This window comes from Achromobacter sp. HZ01 (assembly GCF_003267925.1).
GTDB lineage: Bacteria > Pseudomonadota > Gammaproteobacteria > Burkholderiales > Burkholderiaceae_B > Achromobacter > Achromobacter pulmonis_A.
In genome coordinates this window covers 553362-576278 of sequence record NZ_LWKV01000002.1, presented here as the reverse complement: position 1 = coordinate 576278, position 22917 = coordinate 553362, and the positions used below count along the sequence as shown (strand labels likewise).

The following is a 22917-nucleotide window of genomic DNA, read 5'->3' as shown; positions in this document are numbered from 1 at the left end:
ATCGACACGGCGCGCGTTTTGCGCGCCGTGAATTTAACGGCGAAGCCTCTTCGCCATTTATTGTTTTTGGAGTTTTCCATGAAATTCAATGCCACTGCGCGTAGCGTCCAGGGTTCGAGTGCGAGCCGCCGCCTGCGCCGCGCGGGCCGCGTTCCCGCCATCGTTTATGGCGGTACGGCTGCCCCGCTGAACATCGAACTCGACCACAACGAGATCTACCACGCCCTGCGCAAGGAAGAATTCCACGCGTCGATCCTGCAAATGGCGCTGGAAGGCGCGGCCAAGGAAGAACAAGTCCTGCTGCGTTCGGTTCAATGGCACGCCTACAAGCCGCAAGTCCTGCACGTGGACTTCCAGCGCGTGGACGCCAACCAGGCCCTGCACACCAAGGTCCCGTTCCACTTCATCAACGCTGAAGTCTCGCCGGCCGTGAAGCTGGGCGGCGCCATCGTCAGCCACGTCCTGACCGAACTGGAAGTGACCTGCCTGCCGGCCGCGCTGCCCCAGTTCATCGAAGTCGACCTGAAGGACCTGCTGCCCGGCGCGTCGGTCCACCTGGCCGACATCAAGCTGCCCAAGGGCGTGACCTACGTCGCCCACGGCGGCGACGCCAACCCGCTGATCGCCTCGGCCGTGGTCAAGGCCGGCGGCGCTGCCGCTGCCGAAGAAGGCGGCGAAGCCGAAGCCCCGGCCGCCTAAGCCCGCCGCGGGCCCACAGGCCCGCAGCCGGTTTGCGTGCGAAACCCTGCGTGTGCATTTGCATGCGCAGGGTTTTTTGGTTTAAACACCCCCATCATGTCTACTCCCATACGCCTCATCGTGGGATTGGGTAATCCCGGTCCCGAATACGAAACCACCCGGCACAACGCCGGCTTCTGGCTCGCCGACCATCTGGCGGACGATCTGCGCGCGAGCTTCGCGCTGGAGAAGTCCTTCTTCGGCATGGTGGCCAAGGCCAGGCTGGGCGCCGACAACGTGCTGCTGCTCAAGCCCAACACCTACATGAACCGCTCCGGCCAGGCCGTGGGCGCGCTGGCCCGCTTCTACAAGCTGACGCCGGAACAGGTGCTGGTGCTGCACGACGAACTCGACCTCATGCCCGGCCAGGTGAAACTGAAGCAGGGAGGCGGCCACGCCGGCCACAACGGCCTGAAAGACATCCAGGCCGCGCTGGGCAGCCCCAATTTCTGGCGCCTGCGCATCGGCATCGGCCATCCGCGCACGCTCGGCCTGGCGCAGCAGGTCGCGGACTTCGTCCTGCATCCTCCGCGCCGCGAAGAACAGACACAGATCGAAGCCGTCATCGACCGCTGCCGCGCCGTGGTGCCGGCCATGCTGGCCGGCGACTTCCCGCTGGCCACGCGCCAGCTTCACAGCGGCAACGACGCCTGATGGCCCGCTCTGGCGCGCTGCGCGCAAAAAGCATGCGCTTTCGCAGCGAAGTCGCGGACTTCTGGCGCTTCCTGCGCCATCCGCAGCCGGTGTCGCGCCTGCCCGGGCGCGCGGCGGCCAGCGGGCTGGCGGCGGACTGGCTGCCTGGCATCACGCCCGGCAGGCTGCTGGCCTGGGCCGCGCTGCTGTGGGCCGTGAACCTCTTCGCGCTGGGGCCGCTGGCCGTCACGGCGGCCGGCCTGGGCGGCGTGACCCATCGCCTCGACCCGGCCAACATCCCCTGGCTCACCGCCATCCTGTGGGCGCCGCTGGTCGAGGAAATGCTGTTCCGCTACGGCCTGCGCCGCCCGAAACAGGCCTTGTGGCTGGTTCCCGCCATGCTGCCCGTCGTGCTGTGGGGCCCCAAGGTCTGGACCGGCCTCTTGTGCGCCGCCTTCCTGATCCTGGCGGCCTGGAGCCTGCGGCGCCGGCCCGGGCTGATCGCGGGCTGGGACACCACCTGGCGGCGCTACTACCTGAAGCACTTCGGCCTGGTGTTCCACCTGGTCGCGCTGAGCTTCGCGGCCGTGCACCTGACCAACTTCGTCTACGCCAAGACGCCGTACTGGCTGCTGCCCCTGCTGGTGCTGCCGCAATGGCTGACCGGCCTGGTGCTGGGCTGGATGCGCGTGCGCCGCGGCATCGGCGCGGCCATCCTGCTGCACTCGGTCTTCAATGCCGGCCCCATTTTGATGATCTGGCTCATCATGCGCTGGCTCCCGGCGGCGGCAAGCTGACGGGGTAAACTAGAACGTTAACGATCAATACCGTACTCACACAGGATTCCCATGGCTCTGCAATGCGGCATCGTCGGCCTGCCCAACGTCGGCAAATCGACACTCTTCAACGCTCTGACCCGCGCCGGCATCGCCGCCGAGAACTACCCGTTCTGCACCATCGAGCCCAACGTCGGCGTGGTGGAAGTGCCGGATCCGCGCCTGCAGAAGCTGGCTGAAATCGTCAAGCCCGAGCGCATCCTGTCGGCCACCGTCGAATTCGTCGACATCGCCGGCCTGGTCGCCGGCGCCAGCAAGGGCGAAGGCCTGGGCAACCAGTTCCTCTCGCACATCCGCGAAACCGACGCCATCGTCAATGTCGTGCGCTGCTTCGAAGATCCCAACGTGATCCACGTCGCCGGCAAGGTCGACCCCATCGCCGACATCGAAGTCATCGAAACCGAACTGGCCCTGGCCGACCTGCAGACCGCCGAAAAGGCCCTGCAGCGCCACCAGAAGACCGCCCGCTCCGGCGACAAGGAATCGCAGCGCATCGTCGCCGTGCTGGAAAAGTGCGTGGCCCAGCTGAACGAAGCCAAGCCCATCCGCGCGCTCGACCTGTCCACCGAAGAAAAGGCCGACATCGCCCAGCTCTGCTTCATCACCGCCAAGCGCGCCATGTACGTGGGCAACGTCGCCGACGACGGCTTCGAGAACAATCCGCTGCTCGACCGCCTTACCGAATTCGCCGCCGCGCGCAACGCGCCCGTGGTCGCCATCTGCGCCGCCATCGAGTCCGAAATCGTCGACCTCGACGACGCCGATCGCCAGGCCTTCCTGTCCGACATGGGCATGGAAGAACCGGGCCTGAACCGCCTCATCCGCGCCGCCTTCAAGCTGCTGGGCCTGCAAACCTACTTCACCGCCGGCGTGAAGGAAGTGCGCGCCTGGACCGTGCCGATCGGCGCCACCGCGCCCCAGGCCGCCGGCGTCATCCACACGGACTTCGAACGCGGCTTCATCCGCGCCCAGACGATTTCGTATGAGGATTACATCGCCTACAAGGGCGAGCAGGGCGCCAAGGAAGCGGGCAAGATGCGCGCGGAAGGCAAGGAATACATCGTCCAGGATGGGGATGTGATGAATTTCTTGTTTAACGTCTGACCGAATCCCCAACGCAGACGTTGCGGGCCAGGACCTCAACGGAAACCACCGTTTCCCTACCCCCCATCCGAAGCCCGCAACTCTTCAAACAACCAATCCTTGAATCGCACGATCTTCTCCGAACGGCGCTCGTTGATCCGTTGCGAGAAAAAATGCGTTTCACGCAGAATCCGCTCGAACTCGTTGCGGCCGGCCTCGACCAGTTCGCCGCGGGCCAGTTCGCGTTCGGCGAAGCGGGTCGTCTCCAGGATGACGCCCATGCCGTCCACCGCCGCGGATACCGACAATGCGCCGCGGTCGAAGGACGGCCGGTTGCGCTGCGGCAGGTTCAGTCCGTTCAGTGAAAACCAGTCGTGCCAGCTGACCTGGCTCAAGGATGAATCGATGAGCGGCAGTTCGGTCATGAGCTGCCGCCAGTTGCGCCTGCGGCCCTTGAGCGAGGGCGCGCACATCGGCACGATGGTCTCGCATCCCAGGGGCGTGATTTCGATGCCGGGACGCTGCAGCGCCACGCCATAAGAGATTGCGATATCCAGCTCGCGGGCCTGCGTCAGGTCCATGGGTTCGGCGCCGCTGGACAGGCGGATCGTGATGTCGGGGTTGTCGGTCATGAAGCCCGGCAGGCGCGGCCCCAGCCATTTCACCGCGAGGCTGGGGGCGCAATAGACGGAAAGAACCTGGCCGCTGGGCGCCAGGCTGACCTCCGCGCAACAGGCTTCCAGAGCGTCCATGATGCGCGTCAGGCTCTGAAGCAGGCGATGCCCTTCGGGCGTCGGTTCGACGCGCCGGTGGCTGCGCCTGAACAGGGATGTGCCGAAGTTTTCTTCCAGCTCACGTATCTGGTGGCTGATTGCCGAGGGCGTCAGATGCAGTTCGTGCGCCGCGAGGGTGAAGCTCTCCAGCCGGGCGGCGGCTTCGAACGCGCGCAGCAGGACGAAGTTCGGGATTTTTCTCATAGGGCCTTTGGCGGCAGCCGGATTTTCATGTGAATGCCATTCATCCAAACGTGAACATCTATCGGTTGTCATCATGTTAGCGCTGATCGAACATTCTGAGGTCCGGCGACGGATGGGCGCGCCCATCTTGTGCGCCGCATCGGGTTTACTTCAGAAGAGGATTCATCATGTCAGCCATACCAGACCGCGCCATGCCGCCTCGATCCAGCCAGCCGCTGCTGGCCGATGGCCGTGTTTCGATTTACCAGCCCGAGCAGCAGGGGCTGATCTACCCTGAGCTGCCCTCGTTCTCCAGCGCGGCCGAAGAGCGGCTGCATCTCAAGCAGCGGCTGGTGGCGGCGTGCCGCGCGTTCGCGCTGGAGGGCTTCGATTACGGTTTCGCCGGCCACCTGACGGTGCGCGATCCCGAGCATCCGGAGCTGTACTGGACCAATCCCATGTGCGTGCATTTCAGCCAGGTGAAGGTGTCGAACCTGATCCTGGCCGACCACAAGGGCAAGGTCGTGGAGGGCAGGCACGCCATCAACCGGGCCGGCTTCGTGCTGCATGCCGCCGTGCACGAGGCGCATCCGGACATCGTGGCGATGTGCCACGCGCATACCGTATATGGAACCGCCTTCGCGGCGCTGGGCCGGCCGCTGGAACCCATATCCCAGGATGCCGCGGCGTTCTTCGAGGACCACGTGGTCATCAAGAGCGAGGCGGGCCAGGTTGCGGTGGAAGAGCGCGCCGGACTGGCGGTCTGCGACTGGTTCAAGGGCGTGAAAGCGGCCATCCATCAGAACCACGGCTTGTTGACGGCCAGCCGGCACAGCATCGAATCGGCCGCGTTCTGGTTCATTGCGCTGGAGCGGTGCTGCCGCCAGCAGCTGTTGGTCGAGGCGACGGGCATCAAGCCGGCGCTGGTCAGCGCAGAACGTTCGCGCTACAGCCGGGAGCACGTGGGCTCCGAATACATCGGCTGGCTGCACTTCCAGCCGATTTACGACCATCTGGCGCTATCCCAGCCCGACATGTTCGACTGAGCAAGGCCGCGGTCGGACGCCGGCGCGGCGCTCGTTCGCGCCGGTTCAAAAAGAATACTTGGAGACAACCTATGTACAGCGATATCGCTGGGCCCAGCCTCGCCCGTACCGATGACGAAGGCGCGACCTATTCCAAGGTTGCGTGGCGGCTGCTTCCGTTTCTGTTCCTATGCTATGTCTGCGCGTATCTCGATCGAATCAACGTCAGCTTCGCCAAGCTGCAGATGTCGAGCGATCTGGGTTTCAGCGACGCCGTCTATGGATTGGGCGCGGGGATTTTTTTCGTCGGCTATCTGCTGTTCGAGGTGCCGAGCAACATCATCCTGTTGAAGGTCGGCGCGCGGCGCTGGATCGCGCGCATCATGGTCACGTGGGGCATTATTTCCGCCGGGATGATGTTCGTGTCGGGGCCGGTCAGCTTTTATATCCTGCGCTTCCTGCTGGGCGTGGCGGAGGCGGGTTTCATTCCCGCGATCCTGCTGTACCTGACCTACTGGTTCCCGAACAAGCGCCGCAGCAAGGTGACGGCCCTGTTCCTTACCGGTATTCCGATGTCCGGCGTCATCGGCGGGCCGTTGTCGGGATGGATCATGCACCGGTTCGATGGCGCGGCCGGCTGGGCCGGCTGGCAGTGGCTGTTCCTGCTGGAAGGATTGCCCACGCTGCTGGTCGGGGCGATGGCGTGGTTCTATCTGGACGACAAGGTCGCCGATGCGAAGTGGCTCACCGAGGCCGAGAAGGCGCGCATCCAGCGCGACCTGGCGGCCGAACAGCAGGGCCAGCATCTGCATTCGATCCGCGACGGGCTGACCAATCCCAAGGTGCTGCTGCTGAGCTGTCTCTACTTTTTCTTCACGATGGGGCTGTACGGCATCAGCTTCTGGCTGCCCAGCCTGGTGAAGGCCAGCGGCGTGACGGACAACTTCGACGTCGGACTGCTGTCGGCCGTGCCTTATCTGGCGGCCACGATAGGCATGATTCTGTTCAGCCGGAGTTCCGATGCGACGGGCGAGCGGCGCTGGCATTTGTTTGCGGCGGGCGGGCTTGCCGCGATCGGCCTGTACGGCAGCGTGGTGTACGCCCATAACACGACCTTCGCGCTGATCGCCCTGACGATAGGCACGGTCGGCGTGATGGCCTCGATTTCGCAGTTCTGGGTGTTGCCGCCGGCCATCCTGAGCGGCGGGGCGGCCGCGGCCGGCATCGCGCTGGTCAATTCGGTGGGCAGCGTCTCGGGTGTGGTCAGCCCTTACCTGATCGGCTGGGCGCAGACCGCGACCGCCAGCACCGGCGCGGGCGTGCTTGCCCTGGTGGCCTGCCTGGTGTTCGGCAGCCTGCTGGTGTTCGCGGTGCCGGCCAAGCTGGTGAACGTGCGCCGCTCAGCGTAGCGGCGACAGGCCTGGGCGGGCTCGCGCTTCCGGTTCCGGACTTTGCGCAAAGAGCTCGTCCAGTTTGGCGAGCAGGTTGGAGCGGGCGAGTTCGATATGCCGGTCGCTGAGCTGGACTGCGCGCGCCGCGTCGCCCTGGCCGATGGCCTGCGCGATCGCGGCATGTTCGTCCCAGATCGTGTCGCGGTGCGGCGATACCCGGTGCACGGCGCCCATGACGCGGCGCAGATGCACCCAGTAGTGGTCGGCGCTTTGCGCGATCAGCGGGTTGCCGGAGGCGGCATAAATGGCGGAGTGAAACGCCAGGTCCGTGTCGATGATGGCTTTCAGGTCCTGTTTCAGGACCGCGCGGCGGCCGGCCTCGATCAGTTCGGGATCCAGTTGCCAGCGGGCCTCGGCGGCCAGCCGGACCGCCAGGGCGTCCAGGGCGCCGCGGACCTGGTAGAGGTGGCCGACCCATTCGGGCTTCAGTTGCGCGACTTGCACGCCCCGGCCCGGCGCGTCTTCGATGAAGCCGTCTTTCTTGAGCAGCAGCAGCGCCTGCAGCACGGGCGAGCGCGACACATGGAGCTGGTCGGCGATTTCTTCCTGGGTGATCCGCTGGCCCGGGCCGATGGAGCCGTCCGTGATGGCGTCGAGCAGCACACGGTAGACGGTATCGACGAAATCGGTTCGCGACGGGATTTTCTCGAGGGGCAGGCGCATGGGGGCGATTCTACCTTGCAAGGGGTGGCTGAAACGGCAGTGGGCCGGGCGCGGACGCGGCCGCCGGTTTACATCCGGACACCGCGGCGCAGGGAAAACCCTGGATCTGCCATACCGCAATTTACTATATTCTTCGAATACCGAACTCTGAATACAGAGTTCAGAGTTCAAAAATAATGCGCATTTCCGCGCTTTTCCAGAGAGACATCAAATGAGCCCCAAGATCCAGGAACAGTTTGGCCGCGACCCTCACACCAGCGCGGGCGGGACGACAGAGAAGAAGCTGGTCCCTTTCGGCGGGTACTACACCAACAGGATCCCGGGGCATGATCCGGAGCTGACCGAAGTGGGGCCGGGCACGCCGGCCGGCGAGTACCTGCGCCGCTTCTGGCATCCGATCTGCATGTCGATGGAGCTGACCGACACGCCGCGCTTCCTGAAGATCATGGGCGAGGAACTGGTGGCGTTCCGCGACGGCAGCGGCCGCATCGGGGTGCTGCATGCGCATTGCGTGCATCGCGGCGCTTCGCTGGAATACGGCAAGATCGAACAGCACGGCATTTCCTGCTGCTATCACGGCATGGTCTTCGACGTGGACGGAACCTGTCTGCGCGTGCCGTTCCCGGAAGGCGAGGAGGAAGAGGGCGAGCGCTATCGCTGCTCGATCAGGCAGGGCGCCTACAAGGCCTTCGAGCGCAATGGCCTGGTCTTCGCCTACATGGGCCCGCCCGAACAGGAACCGCCGTTTCCGCAGTGGGAAGGCGACTTCACCGTCGCCGAGGGCGACGAACTGGTGCCCTACAGCAATTTCCAGCACTGCAACTGGCTGCAGGTCCAGGACAACGCGGCCGACAACTATCACACCATGGCGCTGCACGCGAAACGTCAGGTCACCGGCGAACACTATCAGGGCACCACGTTCGACGAAGTGGGCGCGGCGACGATGGAAGTGCCGCCCGACATGCAGTTCGTGCCCGTGCACGGCGGCCGCGGCCTGGCCTGCGCGGGCGCGCGCCGGGCCGACGACGGCCATATGCACATCCGCGTGCAGCACCAGGTGCTGCCCAACTTCAGCCTGCACGCCTACACCTCGGAAGACGGCAAGAAGAAAAAGCTGTTCAGCCGCTTCCACATGATCCGCTGGACCGTTCCCGTCGACGACCACAACAGCAAGATGATCGGCTGGCGCGTGATGGGGCCGGGTATCGACACGCGCGGCATCGGCGACAAGAGCCTGGTCGGCTACGAGACGATCGACTTTCTGGAAGGGCAGGTGGCGATGCGCCGCCCCGAGCGGTTCGGCAAATACAAGCTGGAGGACATGCCGCCCATTCCCTCGGATCACCGCGCCCGGGAAAACTACAAGGACGCCCAGTACGCGCCGGGCGACTACGAGGCGATCATCAGCCAGCGGCCCATCGCGATCCACGCGCTGGAGAACCCCACGAAGTTCGATGCGGGCCTGTATGTGTTCCGCAAGCTGCTGCGCGATGCGATCCGGGGATCCAACCCCAATGCCGGTCCCGAGCAATTCGCCCAATGGCTGCGCGAGTGCGCGGGGCATCCCAACAGCTATTGCTCGGGCAATGTGTTCGACCTGCCCGTGGGACGCACGACGCAGGAGGAAGTGACGCTGCGCCGCCACCTGGCCCGCCAGGTGGTGCAGATCCTGACCGAAGCCGACGGCATGAAGGGCGATGAACGGGCCGGCTTCGTCATGCAGAAAATGGAGGCATTGCAGCAGGACGTACTCGCGCGGAGGCAGGCGTGAACGCGCCGCTGCCGCAAGGCGTGGTGATGGACGGCCGCGCCGGGACGGAGCTGCTGCAATTGCGGGTCCGCGGAATACGGATGCAGGCCGAAGGCATCCACGCCTTCGAGCTGGTCCACCCCGAAGGCCTGCCGCTGCCGGCGGTGGAGGCGGGCGCGCACGTCGACGTGCACCTGGCCGGGGGACTGATGCGTTCCTATTCCCTGGCCGGCGATCCGCAGGACAGGTCGCGCTGGATTCTGGGCGTGCTGCGCGAACCCAAAGGGCGCGGCGGGTCGCGGGCCATGCATGAATCGCTGCGGGTCGGGGACCTGCTGCCCGTGGGAATGCCGCGCAATGCGTTTGCGCTGGCGCCGGATTCCGGTCACGCCATCCTGCTGGCCGGCGGGATAGGCGTGACGCCGCTCAAGGCCATGGCGCACGTGCTGGCCCGGGCCGGGCGGTCGTTCGAGTTCCACTATTGCGCGCGCACCGCGCAGCACGCGGCCTTCGTCGACGAGCTGCGCCAACTGGTTCCCGAGCGCGCGCTGCACCTGCATTTCGATGGCGGCGACTTCACGCGCGGATTGGACATCAAGGCCCTGCTGGCGCATCCCGGCGCAGGCCACCACGTCTATTACTGCGGCCCCGGCGGTTTCATGCAGGCATGCGCCGACGCGACGCAGCATTGGCCGCCCGGCACGGTGCATAGCGAACACTTCAAGGCGCCCGAGCGTCCCGCGTCCGAGGCGCCGCCCAGCGGCGGCTTCGAAGTCAGGCTGGCCAGGGCCGGCATTTCCGTGATGGTCGAGCCGGACCAGACGATCGTGCGCGCCATCGAACTGGCCGGCCACCGCGTGCCGACTTCATGCCTGTCCGGCTTGTGCGGCGCCTGCAAGGTCGAGTACCTGGAAGGGGAAGTCGACCACAGGGACTACATCCTGAGCGACGAGGAAAAAAGCCACTGCCTCACCGTCTGCTGCTCGCGCGCGACGAGTTCGCGCCTGGTGCTGGACCTGTAGCGGGATCGGCGCAGCAGCCCGGCGCGTGGCCGTCACTCGATGGCGCTTCTGTGCCGGGCCGCGATCTTGATCGCCTTGTTCGCATCCGCGGCCACCTTTTCGTAGTACGCGCGGGTCGGCGAAAAAACGGGCAGCACTTTGCGTTCGTCGAAGTTCTTGACCGAATCGTTGACCAGCTTGATCTGCACGTACCTGGCCTTGGCGTTCTGCACTTCCAGAGTGGCCCAGTTGCGGCAATCCATGAAGCCGGCGGAAAAGTTCGCGGTCCTGGTGGAGCCGGCCGGCACGCCGCCCTTGGATTGGTAGTAGCCATGGACGCGGCAATGCCGGTCCGAGGTCTGTTCGTCGTTGATGAACAGCCACGCGTCCCAGTCGGCCGATGCGATGTTGTAGCGGCTGGCGTTGGCCACTTCGTAGCTGAAGTTGACTTCGGAGAAGAGCGACCGGTCGGTTTTCAGGTCCAGGGCTTTGGCGGTGACTTTCGCGAGCTCGGCTTCGGCCTGCTGCACCAGTTTTTCTTCCTTGGCGAACCTGTCGGCGTTGTGCGTGATGGCGGCCTGGGCGTTGGCCGCCTCCTGGGTCTTGCCGCGGATGTATTCCTCGCTTTCGCCGACGATGACGGAACGCGGCGTGAGGCCGGGATATTTTTCGGCGAGCTGTTCCAGGCTGAAGCCGTTGGCCACCCAGCTGCCGACGGCCCAGTTGTACGCGTCCTGCTGCGCAGCCGTCATGTCGGGCCAGGCCTTGTCCAGCGATGCGCGGTAGGCCTGCGCGTTCTGCGTGGACAGCCGCAGGTCCACGCCTTTGTCGCATCCGGCAAGTGACGCGACGATTCCGAGCAACAGCAGTCCGCGGCAGGCTTTCAACATGTTTCTATTCTCGATTATTCGTAACGGGCGTTAATGTACCCCCAATCCTAGTAATCTGGGACGGCCTGCGAATCGAATAAGAGGAGACTGCAATGAGTCATGTATACGTCGTCGGCGTGGGCATGGTCCCTTTCGCCAAGCCCGGCCGGCATGCGCCTTACCACGAGATGGCGGCGCAGGCGGCGCGCGCCGCGCTGACGGATGCGGGGCTTGCCTATGAGCAGGTGCAGCAGGCCTATGTGGGCTACGTCTATGGCGATTCCACGGCGGGGCAGCGGGCCTTGTACGAAGTCGGCATGAGCGGCATCCCGGTCTTCAACGTGAACAACAACTGCTCCACCGGCTCCACGGCGCTGTTCCTGGCGCGCCAGGCGGTGGCCGGCGGCGCGGCGGACTGCGCGCTGGCCCTGGGTTTCGAGCATATGAATCCCGGCGCGCTGGGCACGGTGTTCCAGGACAGGCCGAGTCCGTTCGAGCGCTTCGACGCGGCCACCCAGGAACTGGTCGGCCAGGACGGGATTCCGTTCGCCTTGCGTTATTTCGGCGGCGCGGGCAAGGCGCACATGGACCAGTACGGCACCAGCATGTCGACTTTCGCGAAAATCCGCGCCAAGGCCAGCCGGCACGCCGCCAATAATCCGATGGCCTTGTTCCGCACCGTCGTGACGGAGGAAGAGGTGATGGCAGCGCCTGTCTTGTGGCCTGGCGTGATGACGAGGCTGATGGCGTGCCCGCCGACCTGCGGCGCGGCCGCCGCCGTCGTGTGCTCCGGGGAATACGCGCGGCGGCACGGGCTGGACCGCAGCGTGCGCATCCGGGCGCAGGCCATGACCACCGACCGGGCCGTCACCTTCGAGGCCCGCGACATGCGCGAGGTGGTGGGCTTCAGCATGGCGAAAGAGGCGGCGGACCGCGTGTACGAAGCCGCCGGCGTCGGCCCGCAGGATATCGACGTGGTCGAGCTGCACGACTGTTTCGCGCACAACGAGCTGGTGAGCTACGAGGCGCTGGGCCTGTGCGGCCTGGGCGAGGCCGAGAAGTTCGTCGTGGACGGCGACAACACCTATGGCGGCAGGGTCGTCACGAATCCCTCGGGCGGCCTGCTGTCGAAGGGGCATCCGCTGGGGGCGACGGGCCTGGCGCAATGCGCCGAGCTGGTCCAGCAACTGCGCCAGACCGCCGACGCCCGCCAGGCGCCCGACGCGCGGCTGGCGCTGCAGCACAACCTGGGGCTGGGCGGGGCCTGCGTGGTGACCTTGTACGAGAGGGCCTGAATTGCGGACCAGGCGTTGCCGCTGCGGCGAATCTGTCCATAATCACCGCATGAACAGCGGCGATTTTCCGCATATCTGGCAAGCCCCCGACTGGCTGTCGTGGCGCTACGACCTGGCCACCCCCCCATACCCGCCCGGCTTCAAGTCATAACTGACCCAGTCCGTCGCCCGCGCCACGCCGTCGTAAAGCCGCCGGGCGTCGTGGTTGTCGCGCGCGGTGATCCAGCGCAGCAGCGGCCAGCCGCGGGCGTGCGCGATGGACGCCACCGCGGCGATCAGGCCTCGGCCGATGCCCAGGCCACGGTGCCCGGCGGCGACGTACAAGTCGTCCAGGTACCCCGCGTCGCGCCCCAGCAGCGGCTTGGGGAAGGGGCGGTAGTGCGCAAGCCCCACCAGTTCGCCGCTGGCGGTTTCGGCGACGACGCCTTCCTCGGGATGTTCGGGGCGCATCAGCCATGACCAGGTGCGCCGCAGCGCCGCGTCGTCGATGTCCACTTCGTAGAACGCGGCGTAGCGGCGGTAGAGCGCCGCCCATTGGGCCTCGTCGCCCGGGTCGAGATTCCGGATAGTGATTGCGTCGGCATTCATGTCGATATCCTTGTGTTCACCACGCGGCCGGCAGCGGCGCCGGCCCGGGGTGCGAGGGGAAATGCGGCAGCACGTCCTCGGCCAGTTCCTGGATGACTTCGGCCGCGGGCCGTTGCGAGAACTGGATGCCGAGCGCGGCATGGTTGACGCCCGCGGCCTGCCAGGCGTGCAGCAGGTCGATGAGGCCTTTGCGTCCGGTGCGCAGCACGTAGCCGCCCTGCAGCGGCGTGCGCGGGTGGTCGGGGTCGTCGGCCAGGTCCAGCCATTCGTTGGTCATGTGCGGCCGGAAGCCGCCGTCGGCGATGCGCTGGCGCCAGGCGCGGATCTTGTTGGCCAGGCGCTGCGGGCCTTCGGGGGTGTGGGTGGCGTCGGGGTAGGTCAGCCAGCCGTCCGCATGTTCGGCGATCCAGGCCGGCGATTGGCCGCTGGCGCCGGTGACGATCAGGGGGATCGCGCCGGCGGCGGGCTGCGGCAGCAGCGCGGCGCGCTGGAACCGGCCCAGCGGCGAATCCACCGCCAGCAGGCCGGGCCGCATGAGCTGGCGGAAGTAGGCCACCGCCTGCGCGAAGCGCTCGGCGCGTTCGCCATGTTCCAGCCCATACGCGGGAAACTCGATGGGACGGTCGCCCGAAGCGATGCCCAGCACCAGGCGGCCGCCCGACAGCCGGTCGAGCGAGGCCGCGGCCTTGGCCAGGTCGATGGGATGGCGCAGCGTGAAGATGGCGCTGCCCGTGGCCAGCGCGATGCTGCGGGTGCGCGCCGCCAGAAAGCCCAGGTAGGTGAAGGGATCGAAGAGTTGGCCGGCGTCGCCGAAGGCGGGGTCGAACAGCGGCACGTCGCGCACCCAGACGGCGGCGAAGCCGCGCCGGTCGATCTCGGCCACCAGGTCGGCCTGCCCGGCCAAGGCCTGCATGTCGCCGGCATAGAAGCGCAGCGGCAGGAACACGCCCAGCGTGAGCCGTTCGGGCGCGAACATGCGGCGGTAGCCGGGATGCGACTGGAACGCGGCGTGCGAGGCGCCCGCCGCGGATAGCGGATTATCCATGTGGCGTCCGCTCCTTCAGGCGTCGGTCGCCGGCGCCGGCAGCGTGATGCCGCGGGCTACGGCGGGCCGGGCCGCGATGCGTTCGTGCCAGGCGCTCAGGTGGCGGTGGCGGCTGAAGTCGAACTCGATGATGCGGGCGATGTGGCTCCAGCCGAAGTGGGCGATGTCGGCGATGGAGTAGTCGTCGCCGGCGAGGTAGGGATGCTCGGCTAGCCGGCGGTCGAGCACGCCGAATACGTCTTCCGTCAGCCGCCGGTAGCGTTCGATGGCGGCGGGGATGGGGGCGTCGGCGAAGCGCTCGAAATGCACGCGCTGGCCGATGATGGGGCCGACGCTGGACGCATGGAATTGCAGCCACTTGATGGCTTCCCAGCGCGCGGCGGCGGACGCGGGCAGCAGGCGGCCGGCCTTTTCGGCCAGGTAGAGCAGGATCGCGGCGGACTCGAACAGGGTGACGCCGGTTTCGTCGTCGGTGATGACCGGGATGCGGCCATGCGGGTTGAGCGCCAGGAACTCGGGGCTGCGGTGCTCGCCGGCCCCGATGCGGACGTGGTGCAGGCGGTAGGGCAGCGCCAGTTCCTCGAGGGCGATCGTGGCCTTGAAGCCGTTGGGGGAGCTATCGGTGTAGAGATCGATCATGGCGGGTCCGTTCAGGGGCCGAGGGTTCTTTCTGCAAGAAGCTCGGCTAAACTCGGAGGCATTTCCTGGTGGAAATTCTGAACGTGGAATGCCGGGAAATAAAACGATTTGATCTGCATGCTGTATTTAGCTAGGCTAAATCATGAATCCTGTTTTTCCGCTTCTGGCGCTGCGCGCTTTCACCGAGGTCGGCCGCCACGGCAGCATCAAGCGGGCCGCCGCCGCGCTGGGGGTGACGTCGGGCGCCGTCAGCCAGCAGGTCCGGCTGCTGGAAGAGCGGGTCGGGTTGCCCCTGTTCACGCGCGGCCGGCAAAGCATGGCCTTGACCGAGGCCGGGGCGCGCGTGCATCCCGGCCTGCTGACGGCGTTCGACCAGATCGAATCGGCGCTGCGCACGCTGGAGGCCGCTCGCGCGCGCAAGACGCTTACCGTCAGCACCATGGCCTCGTTCGCCGCGTCGTGGCTGGTGCCGCGGCTGGGGCGCTTCACCAGCCGGCATCCGGATATCGAGGTCCGCGTGGAGGCCGTGGCCGATCTGGTCGATCTGCATCGGGACCGGGTCGACATCGCGATCCGCCACGGCCTGGGCAGCTATCCCGGCCTGCAGTCGCGGCCGCTGATGGCGCCGGTGCTGCTGCCGGTGGCCAGTCCGGCGCTGCTGGCCGACGGGCCGCCGATACGCGAGCCGGCCGACTGCCTGGCCTATCCGCTATTGCAGGACGGCTGCCGCGCGGACTGGGGCTTGTGGCTGGCCGCGCACGGCGTGGCCGCGGACCCGCGCGCCGAGCGCGGCACGGCGTTCGGCGAGGACTATCTGCTGATCCGCGCGGCGGCGGCAGGCCAGGGGCTGGCGCTGGTGCCGCAGGCATATGCGCGCGAGGAGATCGCCGCCGGGCGGCTGGCGCTGGCGCTGGACCGGCCGTGGCCGGCGCGCTTCGCGTATTACGTGGTGATGCTGCCGGATGTCGCGCGGCGTCCGGAAGCGGCGGCGTTCGCGGCCTGGCTTGAGGAAGAGGCGCAGCAGCCGGCCTGAGCCGCGATGCCTGTTCAGCGCTGCGCGGGCTTGTCGGCCGCGGCGCGCAGGAAGTTCTGTTCCAGCTGGCTCAGGACGCGGTTGAGCGCGTCGATGTCGGCCGTGGACAGGCCCTTGAGGGATTCTTCGAAGAAGGCCGCGCGCTTGGGCAGGGCGGCGTCCACCACCGCCTGGCCCGCCGCGGTGAGGCTGGCGTTGGTCAGGCGGTTGTCCTGCGGGTCCACGGCGCGCGAGATCCAGCCCAGCTTCTGCATGGCCTGCAGTTGGCGCGTGAGCGAGGCGGGGTCCAGGCGGCAGCGTTCGGCCAGGTGCTTCTGCGAGCACGGGCCGCGTTCGTGCAGGGCCAGGAGGATGCGCCAGCGCGGCAGGGCGTGGCCGACCCGGCCGCTGAAGGCGCTTTGCATGACGCGGTAGGTTTGCCCCATGTGCTGGATGACCTGCAGGCCTTGTTGCTGTTTGGACAAAAGCTAATCTCCGACGCTGGCCGGTTCCGCCTTGGCGGGGCGGACCAATTGAACCGGGGGCACGCGCCGCACGCACCATAGCGCGAAGACGGCGACGACCAGGGCGATGAGCTGCCCTTCATGGATGGCGCCGACGAGCGCGACGCGCGCGATCTCGATCAGCGAGGTTCCGTCCTGCCCCTGGTGCGCCAATTGTGCCAGGAACTGCGTCTGCGCTTCGGGGTTGACCAGCATCTGGGGATCGCGCAGCTGGGGCAGCCATTGCGCGGACGATCCGCGCAGCGTGGACTCGACGCCGTTGAAATAGCGGTGGCTGACCATGGTGCCGACGATGGCCGTGCCCAGCATGCCGCCCACCATGCGCAGCGATTGCAGCAGGGCGGTGGCGATGCCGAGGTGGCTGCGGCCGGCGGTCTGCTGCGCGAAGACGGTGAGGTTGGGCATGATGAAGCCCATGCCCACGCCGGCCAGCATCATGTAGGCGGCGATGAGCGCGTGCGAGGTGTAGTTATGGGTGGTGACGATGCCCAGGCACGAGAGCGCCATCAGCAGGAAACCCGAATACAGCATGAAGTTGGGATTGCGCATGCGCACGATGACGCGGCCGTTGACGATGCTGCCCACGGTGATGAAGACCACCATCGGCGTGATCAGCAGGCCGGCCAGCTGCGGCGACAGGCCGAAGCCGCCCTGCAGCAGCAGCGGCGCGTAGAACATCAGCGAATACATGGTCACGCCTACCAGCAGGGACAGCGTGAACAGCATGGCCAGGCCCTGGTTGCGGAACATGTCCAGCGGCAGCAGGGGATGCGGGCAGCGCTTTTCCCACCAGTACAGCAGCGCGAAGGCGGCGAGGCTGACCGCGCCCAGCAGCAGCAGGCCGGCGCTCAGGCCCTGCTGCGGCAGCAGTTCGACCAGCAGCTGCAGCGAGCCCAGCGCCAGCGCGATGAGCAGCGCGCCCTGCCAGTCCAGCCGCACCGGGCCGTCGGTGTGGCTGCGCAGGCGCGGCAGGTAGCGTGTGACGAACCACAGCCCCAGCACGCCGATGGGCAGGTTGACGTAGAAGACCGAACGCCAGCCGTAGTGTTCGGTCAGCATGCCGCCCAGCGACGGACCCACGGCGTTGGCGATGCCGAAGGCCGCGCTGACCATGACCTGCCAGCGCAGCCGCACGTGCGGATCGGGGAACAGGTCGGGAATCGAGGCGAACGCGGTGCCCACCAGCATGCCGCCGCCTATGCCTTGCAGCGCGCGGGCCAGCACCAGGGCGAACATGCTGTCGGCCGCGCCGCACAGCGCCGAGGCCAGCGTGAACAGCACGATCGCGGTCACGACGAAGGGCTTGCGTCCGTAGTAGTCGCCCAGGCGGCCGAAGATGGGAATGGTGATAACCGAGGTCAGCAGGTAAGACGTCGCTACCCATGCATACAGTTCGAATCCCTTCAGTTCGGCCACAATGGTCGGCAACGCCGTGCCCACCACGGTCTGGTCGATGGCGACCATCATCATGACGAAGCACATGCCGAGCATGGCGAGCAGGGTCTGCCGGAAGGGCAGTACCTGGCCGGGCGAATGCGGGGGGGATGAGGCGGGGGCGGGCATTACTGGATGGATCAATGATTGATATATCAAACATTCTAGCCCTACAATCCGCCAGACAGGAAGCCGTCAGCTTTGGGCGGCCGGCGGTCCGATTTGTTACGATAGCGATATCTGTACGCTGGCCTGGCCAGCGTCTTCACCTCTCGACAGGCCTGCGGCGCGACTTGCCGGCAGGCCTTTTCCACCGGTAAAGCACCATCCCCGCGTTGCGGCGCGGCGGGCGGCATTCGAAGATTTCCAGTCGAGGTACCGACGGGGCAGCAATGAAAACGTGGTTCAAGCGCATTTTGATAGGCCTGGTTGTGTTGGTTGTCGTGGCCGTCGTTGGCCTGGCCATCTTTTTGCTGACATTCGACCCCAACGCGTACAAGTACAAGCTCGAAGAGCTTGTCCAGCAACGCTACCAGCGCACGCTGACGATAGACGGCGAGATCGAGCTGTCGCTCTTTCCCCGCATCGGCCTGTCGGTGCAGGGCGTGTCGCTGTCCGAGCCCAATAGCTCCGAGATCTTCGCCTCCATCGACAGCACGCGGCTGGCGGTTGCCGTCTGGCCGCTGCTGTCGAACAGCTTCGTGGTGGACCACGTGGCCATCAGCGGCCTGAAGGCCCGCGTGATCCGGGGCAAGGACGGCCAATTCAATTTCAGCAATCTGGTGGGCGGCACGGCGCCGGTCACCGAAGTGCCGGCCAACCCGGCCGAGGCGCTGGTGGGCGCGGCCGAGACCGCGGCGCAGGCCATCACCAACGGCAGCCTGCCGCCGCGGCGCAGCAATATGCAGATCGACATCGCCGGCCTGGACCTGAAGGATGGCTCCGTGCAGCTGCAGGACGCGATCAGCGGCATGGCCGTGGCCGTCACCAAGATCAACGCCAACACCGGCCGCGTCACGTTCAACCAGCCTTTCGACGTGCGCCTGACCGCGCGGGTGGAAGGCGGCAACCCGCGGGTCGACGCCAACCTGACCGGCCAGGCCCTGCTGACGCTGGACCCCTCGGCCAAGCGCTACGCGGCGCAGAAGCTGGACCTGCGCATGGACGGCAAGCTGCCGGGCGCGGAAGCCAAGAGCCTGGCCATGCGCGGCAACCTGGCGTTCGACGGCCGCAAGTCGGCGCTGGACGTGGCCGGCCTGGAAGTCGTGTTCCAGGGCGACGTGACCGATCCGGCCGCCGCCGCGACCAACGTGGACGCCAGCGTGGCCATGCCCAAGCTGTCCATCGATCCGCACAAGCGCCAGCTGCAGATCGAGAAGCTCGCCATTCGCGCCAAGGGCGGCGTGGCCGACGGCCCGTTCGAGTTCGCCGTGGACGCGCCTGCGCTCAATATCTCGCCCGCCTCGGCCACCGGCGAGGCCCTGACCGGCCGCGTGCGGGTCAGCGGCCTGGACGCCAGCTTCGGCCTGAATGGCATCAGCGGCAACGCCGGCGAACTCGACATCAAGGAAGCCAAGCTGGATAGCACGTCCAAGAGCGGCGAACGGGTGGTCAAGCTGAACTTCGCCTCGCCGCTGTCGCTGAATCTGCTGATGCGCAGCGGCGCGCTGTCGGCGCTGCGCGGCGACGTGAACATCACCGATCCGGGCCTGCCCAAGGGCAGCCTGCAGATTCCGGTGATCGGCAGCGTCACCGCCGACCTGCTGAAGGACCAGGCCACCAGCAAGATCAACGCGGTGCTGGAGGGCGGCAAGTTCGATCTCAGCGCCGACATCACCCGCCTGAGCGACGCGCCGCGCGTCAATTTCGCGCTGGTGGTGGACACCCTGGACCTGGACAAGCTGGTGCCGCCCGTGACGCCGCCGGCGGCCAAGCCGGCCGAAGGCAAGAAGGACGAAAGCAAGCCGGCGCAGCCCGCGCCGGCGCCTGCGCCCGTCGACGATACGATCGACCTGTCGGCGCTGGTCGGCCCCAGCGTCAACGGCACGCTGAAGGTCGGCAAGCTGGTGGTGCGCGGCCTGAAGGCCGACGAAGTCGGCGCCACGGTGAAACTGGACAAGGGCAAGCTGGAAATCACCAGCCTGACGGCCGGCCTGTACGGCGGCAAGCTGGCCGGCGCCGTGACGGTCGACGCCGCGCAGGGCAACCAGCTGGCCAGCAAGATGTCGCTGGCGGGCATCGCGATCGAACCCTTCCTGATGGACCTGGCCAAGCGCAACGTGCTCAGCGGCACGGGCAGCCTGGCGCTGGACCTGAAGACGGCCGGCGCCAACGCCTACGCCATGAAGGCGGGCCTGGGCGGCACCATGCAGCTGCGCCTGCGCGACGGCGCGGTCAAGGGCATCAACCTGACGCAGACGCTGCGCGAACTGAAGGCGGCCTTCAAGCCGGAGTCGCAGGACGAGACCGTGCCGGCCGACACCAGCAAGCAGACCGAATTCTCCGAAATGGAAGCGGACCTGGCGTTCGCCAAGGGCGTGGCCAGCGTGAAGCGCCTGAACGTCGTGTCGCCGCTGCTGCGCGTGACGCAGGGCGAGCCGGCCACCATAGACTTCGTCAAGAGCGAGCTGGACCTGGTGGCGCGCGCGCGCGTGGTCAATCCGGCCGCCGATCCCGAAGGCAAGGAATTGATCGACCTGAAGGACGTGACCATTCCAGTGCGCATCCAGGGGCCGTTCGACAAGCCGAGCTATACGCTGCTGTGGAAGGACGCCGTCGGCGCCATCCTCAAGCGCAGCCTTGAAAACAAGCTGCGCGATGCGGTCAGCGGCAAGGGCAAGAACGGCGAAAGCATCGACAAGGCACTGAAGGGGCTGCTGGGCAAATGAGCGCGGAATCATTCCAACCCATCGCCGAATGCGGCGTCACGGCGCAGCCTGAGGCCGCCGGCTACCATCGCCAATGGCTGGTCGCCAACGATTCCGGGCAGTGGCTCAACCGCGAGCTGTGCCCGCGCCTGGCTGAAGTCGCCGTCGAGCTGCGCATGGACTACCTGGCGCTGAAGGCGCCCGGCATGCTGCGCTTGGACATTCCGCTGGACGTGATCGAGGACGACGACAGCGTGCGCTACAGCATGCGGGTCGGCGAGCAGGTCGTGGACGTGGTCGACGAAGGCGAGCTGGCCGCGGCCTGGATCTCGAATTTCGTGCAGGTGCCCTGCCGCATCATGAAGGTGCACCCCGACACGCCGGTGGCGGTCTGGCCGGCCTGAGCGTTTTCTACGACGCGGAGGCGCGGCGGTATTCGAACGCCGCGTGCGCCGCGAGGCCGGCCACCAGGCCCCAGAAGGCCGATCCGATACCCCAGAAACTGAAGCCCGACGCCGTGGCCAGCAGCGTGATGAGCGCCGCTTCGCGGCGTTGCGGATTGGCCATGGCCGCGGCCATGCCGCCCATGATGGTGCCCAGCAGCGCCAGGCCGGCCAGGGCCGCCAGCAGGGCCGGCGGCAGGGCCTGGAAGAACACCGCGACGGCGCCGGCCACCACGCTCAGCGCGACATAGCCCAGGCCGTAGGTGGCGGCGGCGATATAGCGTTTGCCAGCGTCAGGATGGGCTTCGGGGCCCGTGCAGATGGCCGCGCTGATCGCGCCCATGGTGACGCTGTGGGCGCCGAAGGGCGCGGCCAGCAGGCCCAGCAGGCCGGTGGCCGCCACCAGGCGGGACGCGGGCGGGCGGTAGCCGGCGGCCTGCAGAATGGCCAGGCCCGGCAGGTTCTGCGAAGCCATGGCCACCACGAACAGCGGAATGCCCAGGCTGACCGCCGCCTGCGCGCTGAAGGCGGGCGTGGTCCAGACGAATTCCGTGAGGCGCCAGTCCAGCAGATCGAGCTGCATCAGGTCCAGCGCGTAGGCGATGGCGATGGCCACCAGCATCACCACCAGCACCGCGTAGCGCGGCGCCAGGCGCCGGCACACCAGGTAGGCGGCGCACATCGCCAGCACCAGCGCGGGCTGCTGGTTGATGCTGCTGAAGACGCCCATGCCGAAATTGAGCAGCACGCCGGCCAGCATGGCCGCGGCGATTTCGCCGGGGATGCGGCGCAGGATGGGATCGATCCAGCCGAACAGGCCGCAGGCCAACGTCAGCGCCGCCGCCAGCACGAAGGCCCCGATGGCCTGGTCGAACGGCACGCCGGCCAGCGCGGTCACCAGCAGGGCGGCCCCGGGCGTGGACCAGGCCATGACGATGGGCAGGCCGGTGCGCAGGCTGTAGAGCGCGCCGCCCAGGCCGAACGCCAGGCTCAGCGAGCCGATCCAGGAACCGATGCGGGCCGCGTCCAGGCCAGCGGTGTGGCCGGCCTGCACCATCAGCACGGCGGTGCCGCCGAAGCTGACCAGCACGGCGACCAGGCCTGCCGCGACGGCGGAGGCGGAAAGGTCGCGGCGGGCGCGGTGGCGGGGCGGGGGCAGGTCTATGCTGGACTGGGCTGCATTGCTCATGCTGCACCGGTCAGGCGACGGTACTTGGCCATGAGCTGTTCCTGGCCCTCATGCCATTGCGGATGCAGTTCGATGCATTCCACGGGGCACACCACCTTGCATTGCGGTTCGTCGTGATGGCCGACGCATTCGGTGCAGCGGTCGGGGTCGATCACGTAATAGTCTTCGCCCATGGAAATTGCTTCGTTCGGGCACTGGGGCTCGCAAACGTCGCAATTGATGCATTCTTCGGTGATGGTCAGGGCCATGGCGGGCTACGGTAAGAGCGGTGGGGCGACCGTCATTGTACCGCCGCCGCCCGGATGGGCGGCGCGACGCAGGGGCGCCGTGGACGCCCCTGCGGTAAAGAAATCGGACCGGCGGTTCAGCCCGGCCAGGACTGTTCGCGGCGTTCCTTGGCCTTTTCCTGCAGCCAGCGCTCGACCGACGGGAACACGAACTTGCTCACGTCGCCGCCCAGCTGGGCGATCTCGCGCACGATGGTGCCCGAAATGAACTGATACTGGTCCGAGGGCGTCATGAACAGGGTCTCGACGTCGGGCAGCAGGTGGCGGTTCATGCCGGCCATCTGGAATTCGTACTCGAAGTCGGACACCGCGCGCAGGCCGCGCACGATCACGCGTCCGCCCTGGTCGCGCACGAAGTCCTTGAGCAGGCCGCCGAAGCTTTGCACTTCCACGTTGGGATAGTGCCCCAGCACCTCGCGCGCGATTTCCACGCGCTCGTCGATGTTGAAGAAAGGCTTCTTGTTGCGGCTAATGGCGATCCCGACCACGACTCTGTCGAAAAGCGTGGCGGCACGGCGGACCAGGTCTTCATGGCCTCGGGTCAGCGGGTCGAAAGTGCCGGGATATACAGCGGTGATCATGCGAGCTC

23 protein-coding genes are annotated in these 22917 nt (G+C 66.9%); 12 read left to right on the top strand and 11 right to left on the bottom strand.

Annotated elements, in window-relative coordinates:
• Nucleotides 1-78 precede the first annotated feature (78 nt).
• The 4 genes from A6B37_RS11795 to ychF all read left to right on the top strand — a co-directional run bounded on the left by A6B37_RS11795 (nt 79) and on the right by ychF (nt 3311).
• Nucleotides 79-699, top strand: a complete 621-nt coding sequence (locus A6B37_RS11795; protein WP_102773994.1) for a 50S ribosomal protein L25/general stress protein Ctc — start codon at nt 79-81, stop codon at nt 697-699.
• A gap of 96 nt (nt 700-795) precedes the next feature.
• Nucleotides 796-1392: an aminoacyl-tRNA hydrolase gene (gene pth / locus A6B37_RS11790; RefSeq protein ID WP_102773993.1), complete on the top strand. Its 597-nt coding sequence runs from the start codon at nt 796-798 to the stop codon at nt 1390-1392.
• Entirely contained in the window at nt 1392-2168 is a 777-nt protein-coding gene (locus A6B37_RS11785; protein ID WP_111825842.1) for a CPBP family glutamic-type intramembrane protease, read from the top strand. Before pth ends, A6B37_RS11785 begins: the two co-directional genes overlap by 1 nt.
• Before the next feature lie 51 nt (nt 2169-2219).
• Complete coding sequence (gene ychF, locus A6B37_RS11780; protein WP_102773991.1) at nt 2220-3311, top strand: redox-regulated ATPase YchF; 1092 nt, start codon at nt 2220-2222, stop codon at nt 3309-3311.
• Nucleotides 3312-3367: 56 nt separating this feature from the next.
• Here the strand turns inward: ychF and A6B37_RS11775 are convergent, their stop codons facing one another.
• Nucleotides 3368-4267 (bottom strand): LysR substrate-binding domain-containing protein, encoded by a 900-nt coding sequence (locus tag A6B37_RS11775; RefSeq protein WP_111825841.1) that lies wholly within the window; start codon nt 4265-4267, stop codon nt 3368-3370.
• Nucleotides 4268-4434: 167 nt separating this feature from the next.
• Here A6B37_RS11775 and A6B37_RS11770 point away from each other — a divergent pair, with 167 nt between their 5' ends.
• Nucleotides 4435-5292, top strand: coding sequence for a class II aldolase/adducin family protein (locus tag A6B37_RS11770; RefSeq protein WP_111825840.1), 858 nt, complete (start codon nt 4435-4437; stop codon nt 5290-5292).
• Nucleotides 5293-5363: 71 nt separating this feature from the next.
• On the top strand, nt 5364-6680 hold the full coding sequence (locus A6B37_RS11765) for an MFS transporter (RefSeq protein ID WP_102773977.1): 1317 nt from the start codon (nt 5364-5366) through the stop codon (nt 6678-6680).
• Here the strand turns inward: A6B37_RS11765 and A6B37_RS11760 are convergent.
• Nucleotides 6672-7385, bottom strand: a complete 714-nt coding sequence (locus tag A6B37_RS11760) for a GntR family transcriptional regulator (protein ID WP_111825839.1) — start codon at nt 7383-7385, stop codon at nt 6672-6674. The genes A6B37_RS11765 and A6B37_RS11760 overlap by 9 nt on opposite strands.
• Before the next feature lie 211 nt (nt 7386-7596).
• Here A6B37_RS11760 and A6B37_RS11755 point away from each other — a divergent pair, with 211 nt between their 5' ends.
• Both A6B37_RS11755 and A6B37_RS11750 read left to right on the top strand, forming a co-directional pair.
• The gene (locus A6B37_RS11755) at nt 7597-9156 is read left to right on the top strand and encodes a Rieske 2Fe-2S domain-containing protein (protein WP_111825838.1); all 1560 of its coding nucleotides are present in this window, start codon (nt 7597-7599) and stop codon (nt 9154-9156) included.
• Nucleotides 9157-9182: 26 nt separating this feature from the next.
• A complete protein-coding gene (locus tag A6B37_RS11750) occupies nt 9183-10157 on the top strand; it encodes a PDR/VanB family oxidoreductase (protein WP_111826326.1) in 975 nt (324 codons plus the stop codon).
• A gap of 32 nt (nt 10158-10189) precedes the next feature.
• On the opposite strand, the gene A6B37_RS11745 is transcribed toward A6B37_RS11750, so the two are convergent.
• Nucleotides 10190-11026 (bottom strand): hypothetical protein, encoded by an 837-nt coding sequence (locus A6B37_RS11745; RefSeq protein WP_146748004.1) that lies wholly within the window; start codon nt 11024-11026, stop codon nt 10190-10192.
• Nucleotides 11027-11118: 92 nt separating this feature from the next.
• Here A6B37_RS11745 and A6B37_RS11740 point away from each other — a divergent pair, with 92 nt between their 5' ends.
• Nucleotides 11119-12300 carry a lipid-transfer protein gene (locus A6B37_RS11740; RefSeq protein ID WP_102773973.1) on the top strand — a complete coding sequence of 394 codons (1182 nt, stop codon included), beginning with the start codon at nt 11119-11121 and terminating at the stop codon, nt 12298-12300.
• A gap of 105 nt (nt 12301-12405) precedes the next feature.
• Here A6B37_RS11740 and A6B37_RS11735 read toward each other — a convergent pair whose 3' ends face one another.
• The 3 genes from A6B37_RS11735 to A6B37_RS11725 are packed head-to-tail and all read right to left on the bottom strand — an operon-like array spanning nt 12406 to nt 14572.
• Nucleotides 12406-12888 (bottom strand): GNAT family N-acetyltransferase, encoded by a 483-nt coding sequence (locus tag A6B37_RS11735; RefSeq protein ID WP_102773972.1) that lies wholly within the window; start codon nt 12886-12888, stop codon nt 12406-12408.
• A 16-nt stretch (nt 12889-12904) separates the two neighbouring features.
• The gene (locus tag A6B37_RS11730) at nt 12905-13933 is read right to left on the bottom strand and encodes an LLM class oxidoreductase (RefSeq protein ID WP_111825836.1); all 1029 of its coding nucleotides are present in this window, start codon (nt 13931-13933) and stop codon (nt 12905-12907) included.
• A gap of 15 nt (nt 13934-13948) precedes the next feature.
• Nucleotides 13949-14572, bottom strand: a complete 624-nt coding sequence (locus A6B37_RS11725) for a glutathione S-transferase N-terminal domain-containing protein (RefSeq protein ID WP_102773971.1) — start codon at nt 14570-14572, stop codon at nt 13949-13951.
• A gap of 142 nt (nt 14573-14714) precedes the next feature.
• Here A6B37_RS11725 and A6B37_RS11720 point away from each other — a divergent pair, with 142 nt between their 5' ends.
• On the top strand, nt 14715-15605 hold the full coding sequence (locus A6B37_RS11720; RefSeq protein ID WP_111825835.1) for a LysR substrate-binding domain-containing protein: 891 nt from the start codon (nt 14715-14717) through the stop codon (nt 15603-15605).
• 14 nt (nt 15606-15619) lie between these two features.
• Here the strand turns inward: A6B37_RS11720 and A6B37_RS11715 are convergent, their stop codons facing one another.
• Nucleotides 15620-16069 (bottom strand): MarR family transcriptional regulator, encoded by a 450-nt coding sequence (locus A6B37_RS11715; RefSeq protein WP_102773969.1) that lies wholly within the window; start codon nt 16067-16069, stop codon nt 15620-15622.
• Between the two features lie 3 nt (nt 16070-16072).
• Entirely contained in the window at nt 16073-17671 is a 1599-nt protein-coding gene (locus A6B37_RS11710) for an MDR family MFS transporter (RefSeq protein ID WP_111825834.1), read from the bottom strand.
• Nucleotides 17672-17934: 263 nt separating this feature from the next.
• On the opposite strand from A6B37_RS11710, the gene A6B37_RS11705 reads away from it, so the two are divergent.
• The gene (locus A6B37_RS11705; RefSeq protein WP_111825833.1) at nt 17935-20430 is read left to right on the top strand and encodes an AsmA family protein; all 2496 of its coding nucleotides are present in this window, start codon (nt 17935-17937) and stop codon (nt 20428-20430) included.
• On the top strand, nt 20427-20813 hold the full coding sequence (locus A6B37_RS11700) for an MOSC N-terminal beta barrel domain-containing protein (protein WP_111825832.1): 387 nt from the start codon (nt 20427-20429) through the stop codon (nt 20811-20813). Before A6B37_RS11705 ends, A6B37_RS11700 begins: the two co-directional genes overlap by 4 nt.
• Nucleotides 20814-20820: 7 nt before the next feature.
• Here the strand turns inward: A6B37_RS11700 and A6B37_RS11695 are convergent, their stop codons facing one another.
• The 3 genes from A6B37_RS11695 to coaD all read right to left on the bottom strand — a co-directional run bounded on the left by A6B37_RS11695 (nt 20821) and on the right by coaD (nt 22909).
• The gene (locus A6B37_RS11695) at nt 20821-22041 is read right to left on the bottom strand and encodes a benzoate/H(+) symporter BenE family transporter (RefSeq protein ID WP_168202181.1); all 1221 of its coding nucleotides are present in this window, start codon (nt 22039-22041) and stop codon (nt 20821-20823) included.
• Complete coding sequence (locus A6B37_RS11690; RefSeq protein ID WP_043547072.1) at nt 22038-22289, bottom strand: YfhL family 4Fe-4S dicluster ferredoxin; 252 nt, start codon at nt 22287-22289, stop codon at nt 22038-22040. The genes A6B37_RS11695 and A6B37_RS11690 overlap by 4 nt, the downstream gene beginning before the upstream one ends.
• Before the next feature lie 116 nt (nt 22290-22405).
• Nucleotides 22406-22909, bottom strand: coding sequence for a pantetheine-phosphate adenylyltransferase (gene coaD / locus A6B37_RS11685; protein WP_102773965.1), 504 nt, complete (start codon nt 22907-22909; stop codon nt 22406-22408).
• Between the last annotated feature and the right edge of the window lie 8 nt (nt 22910-22917).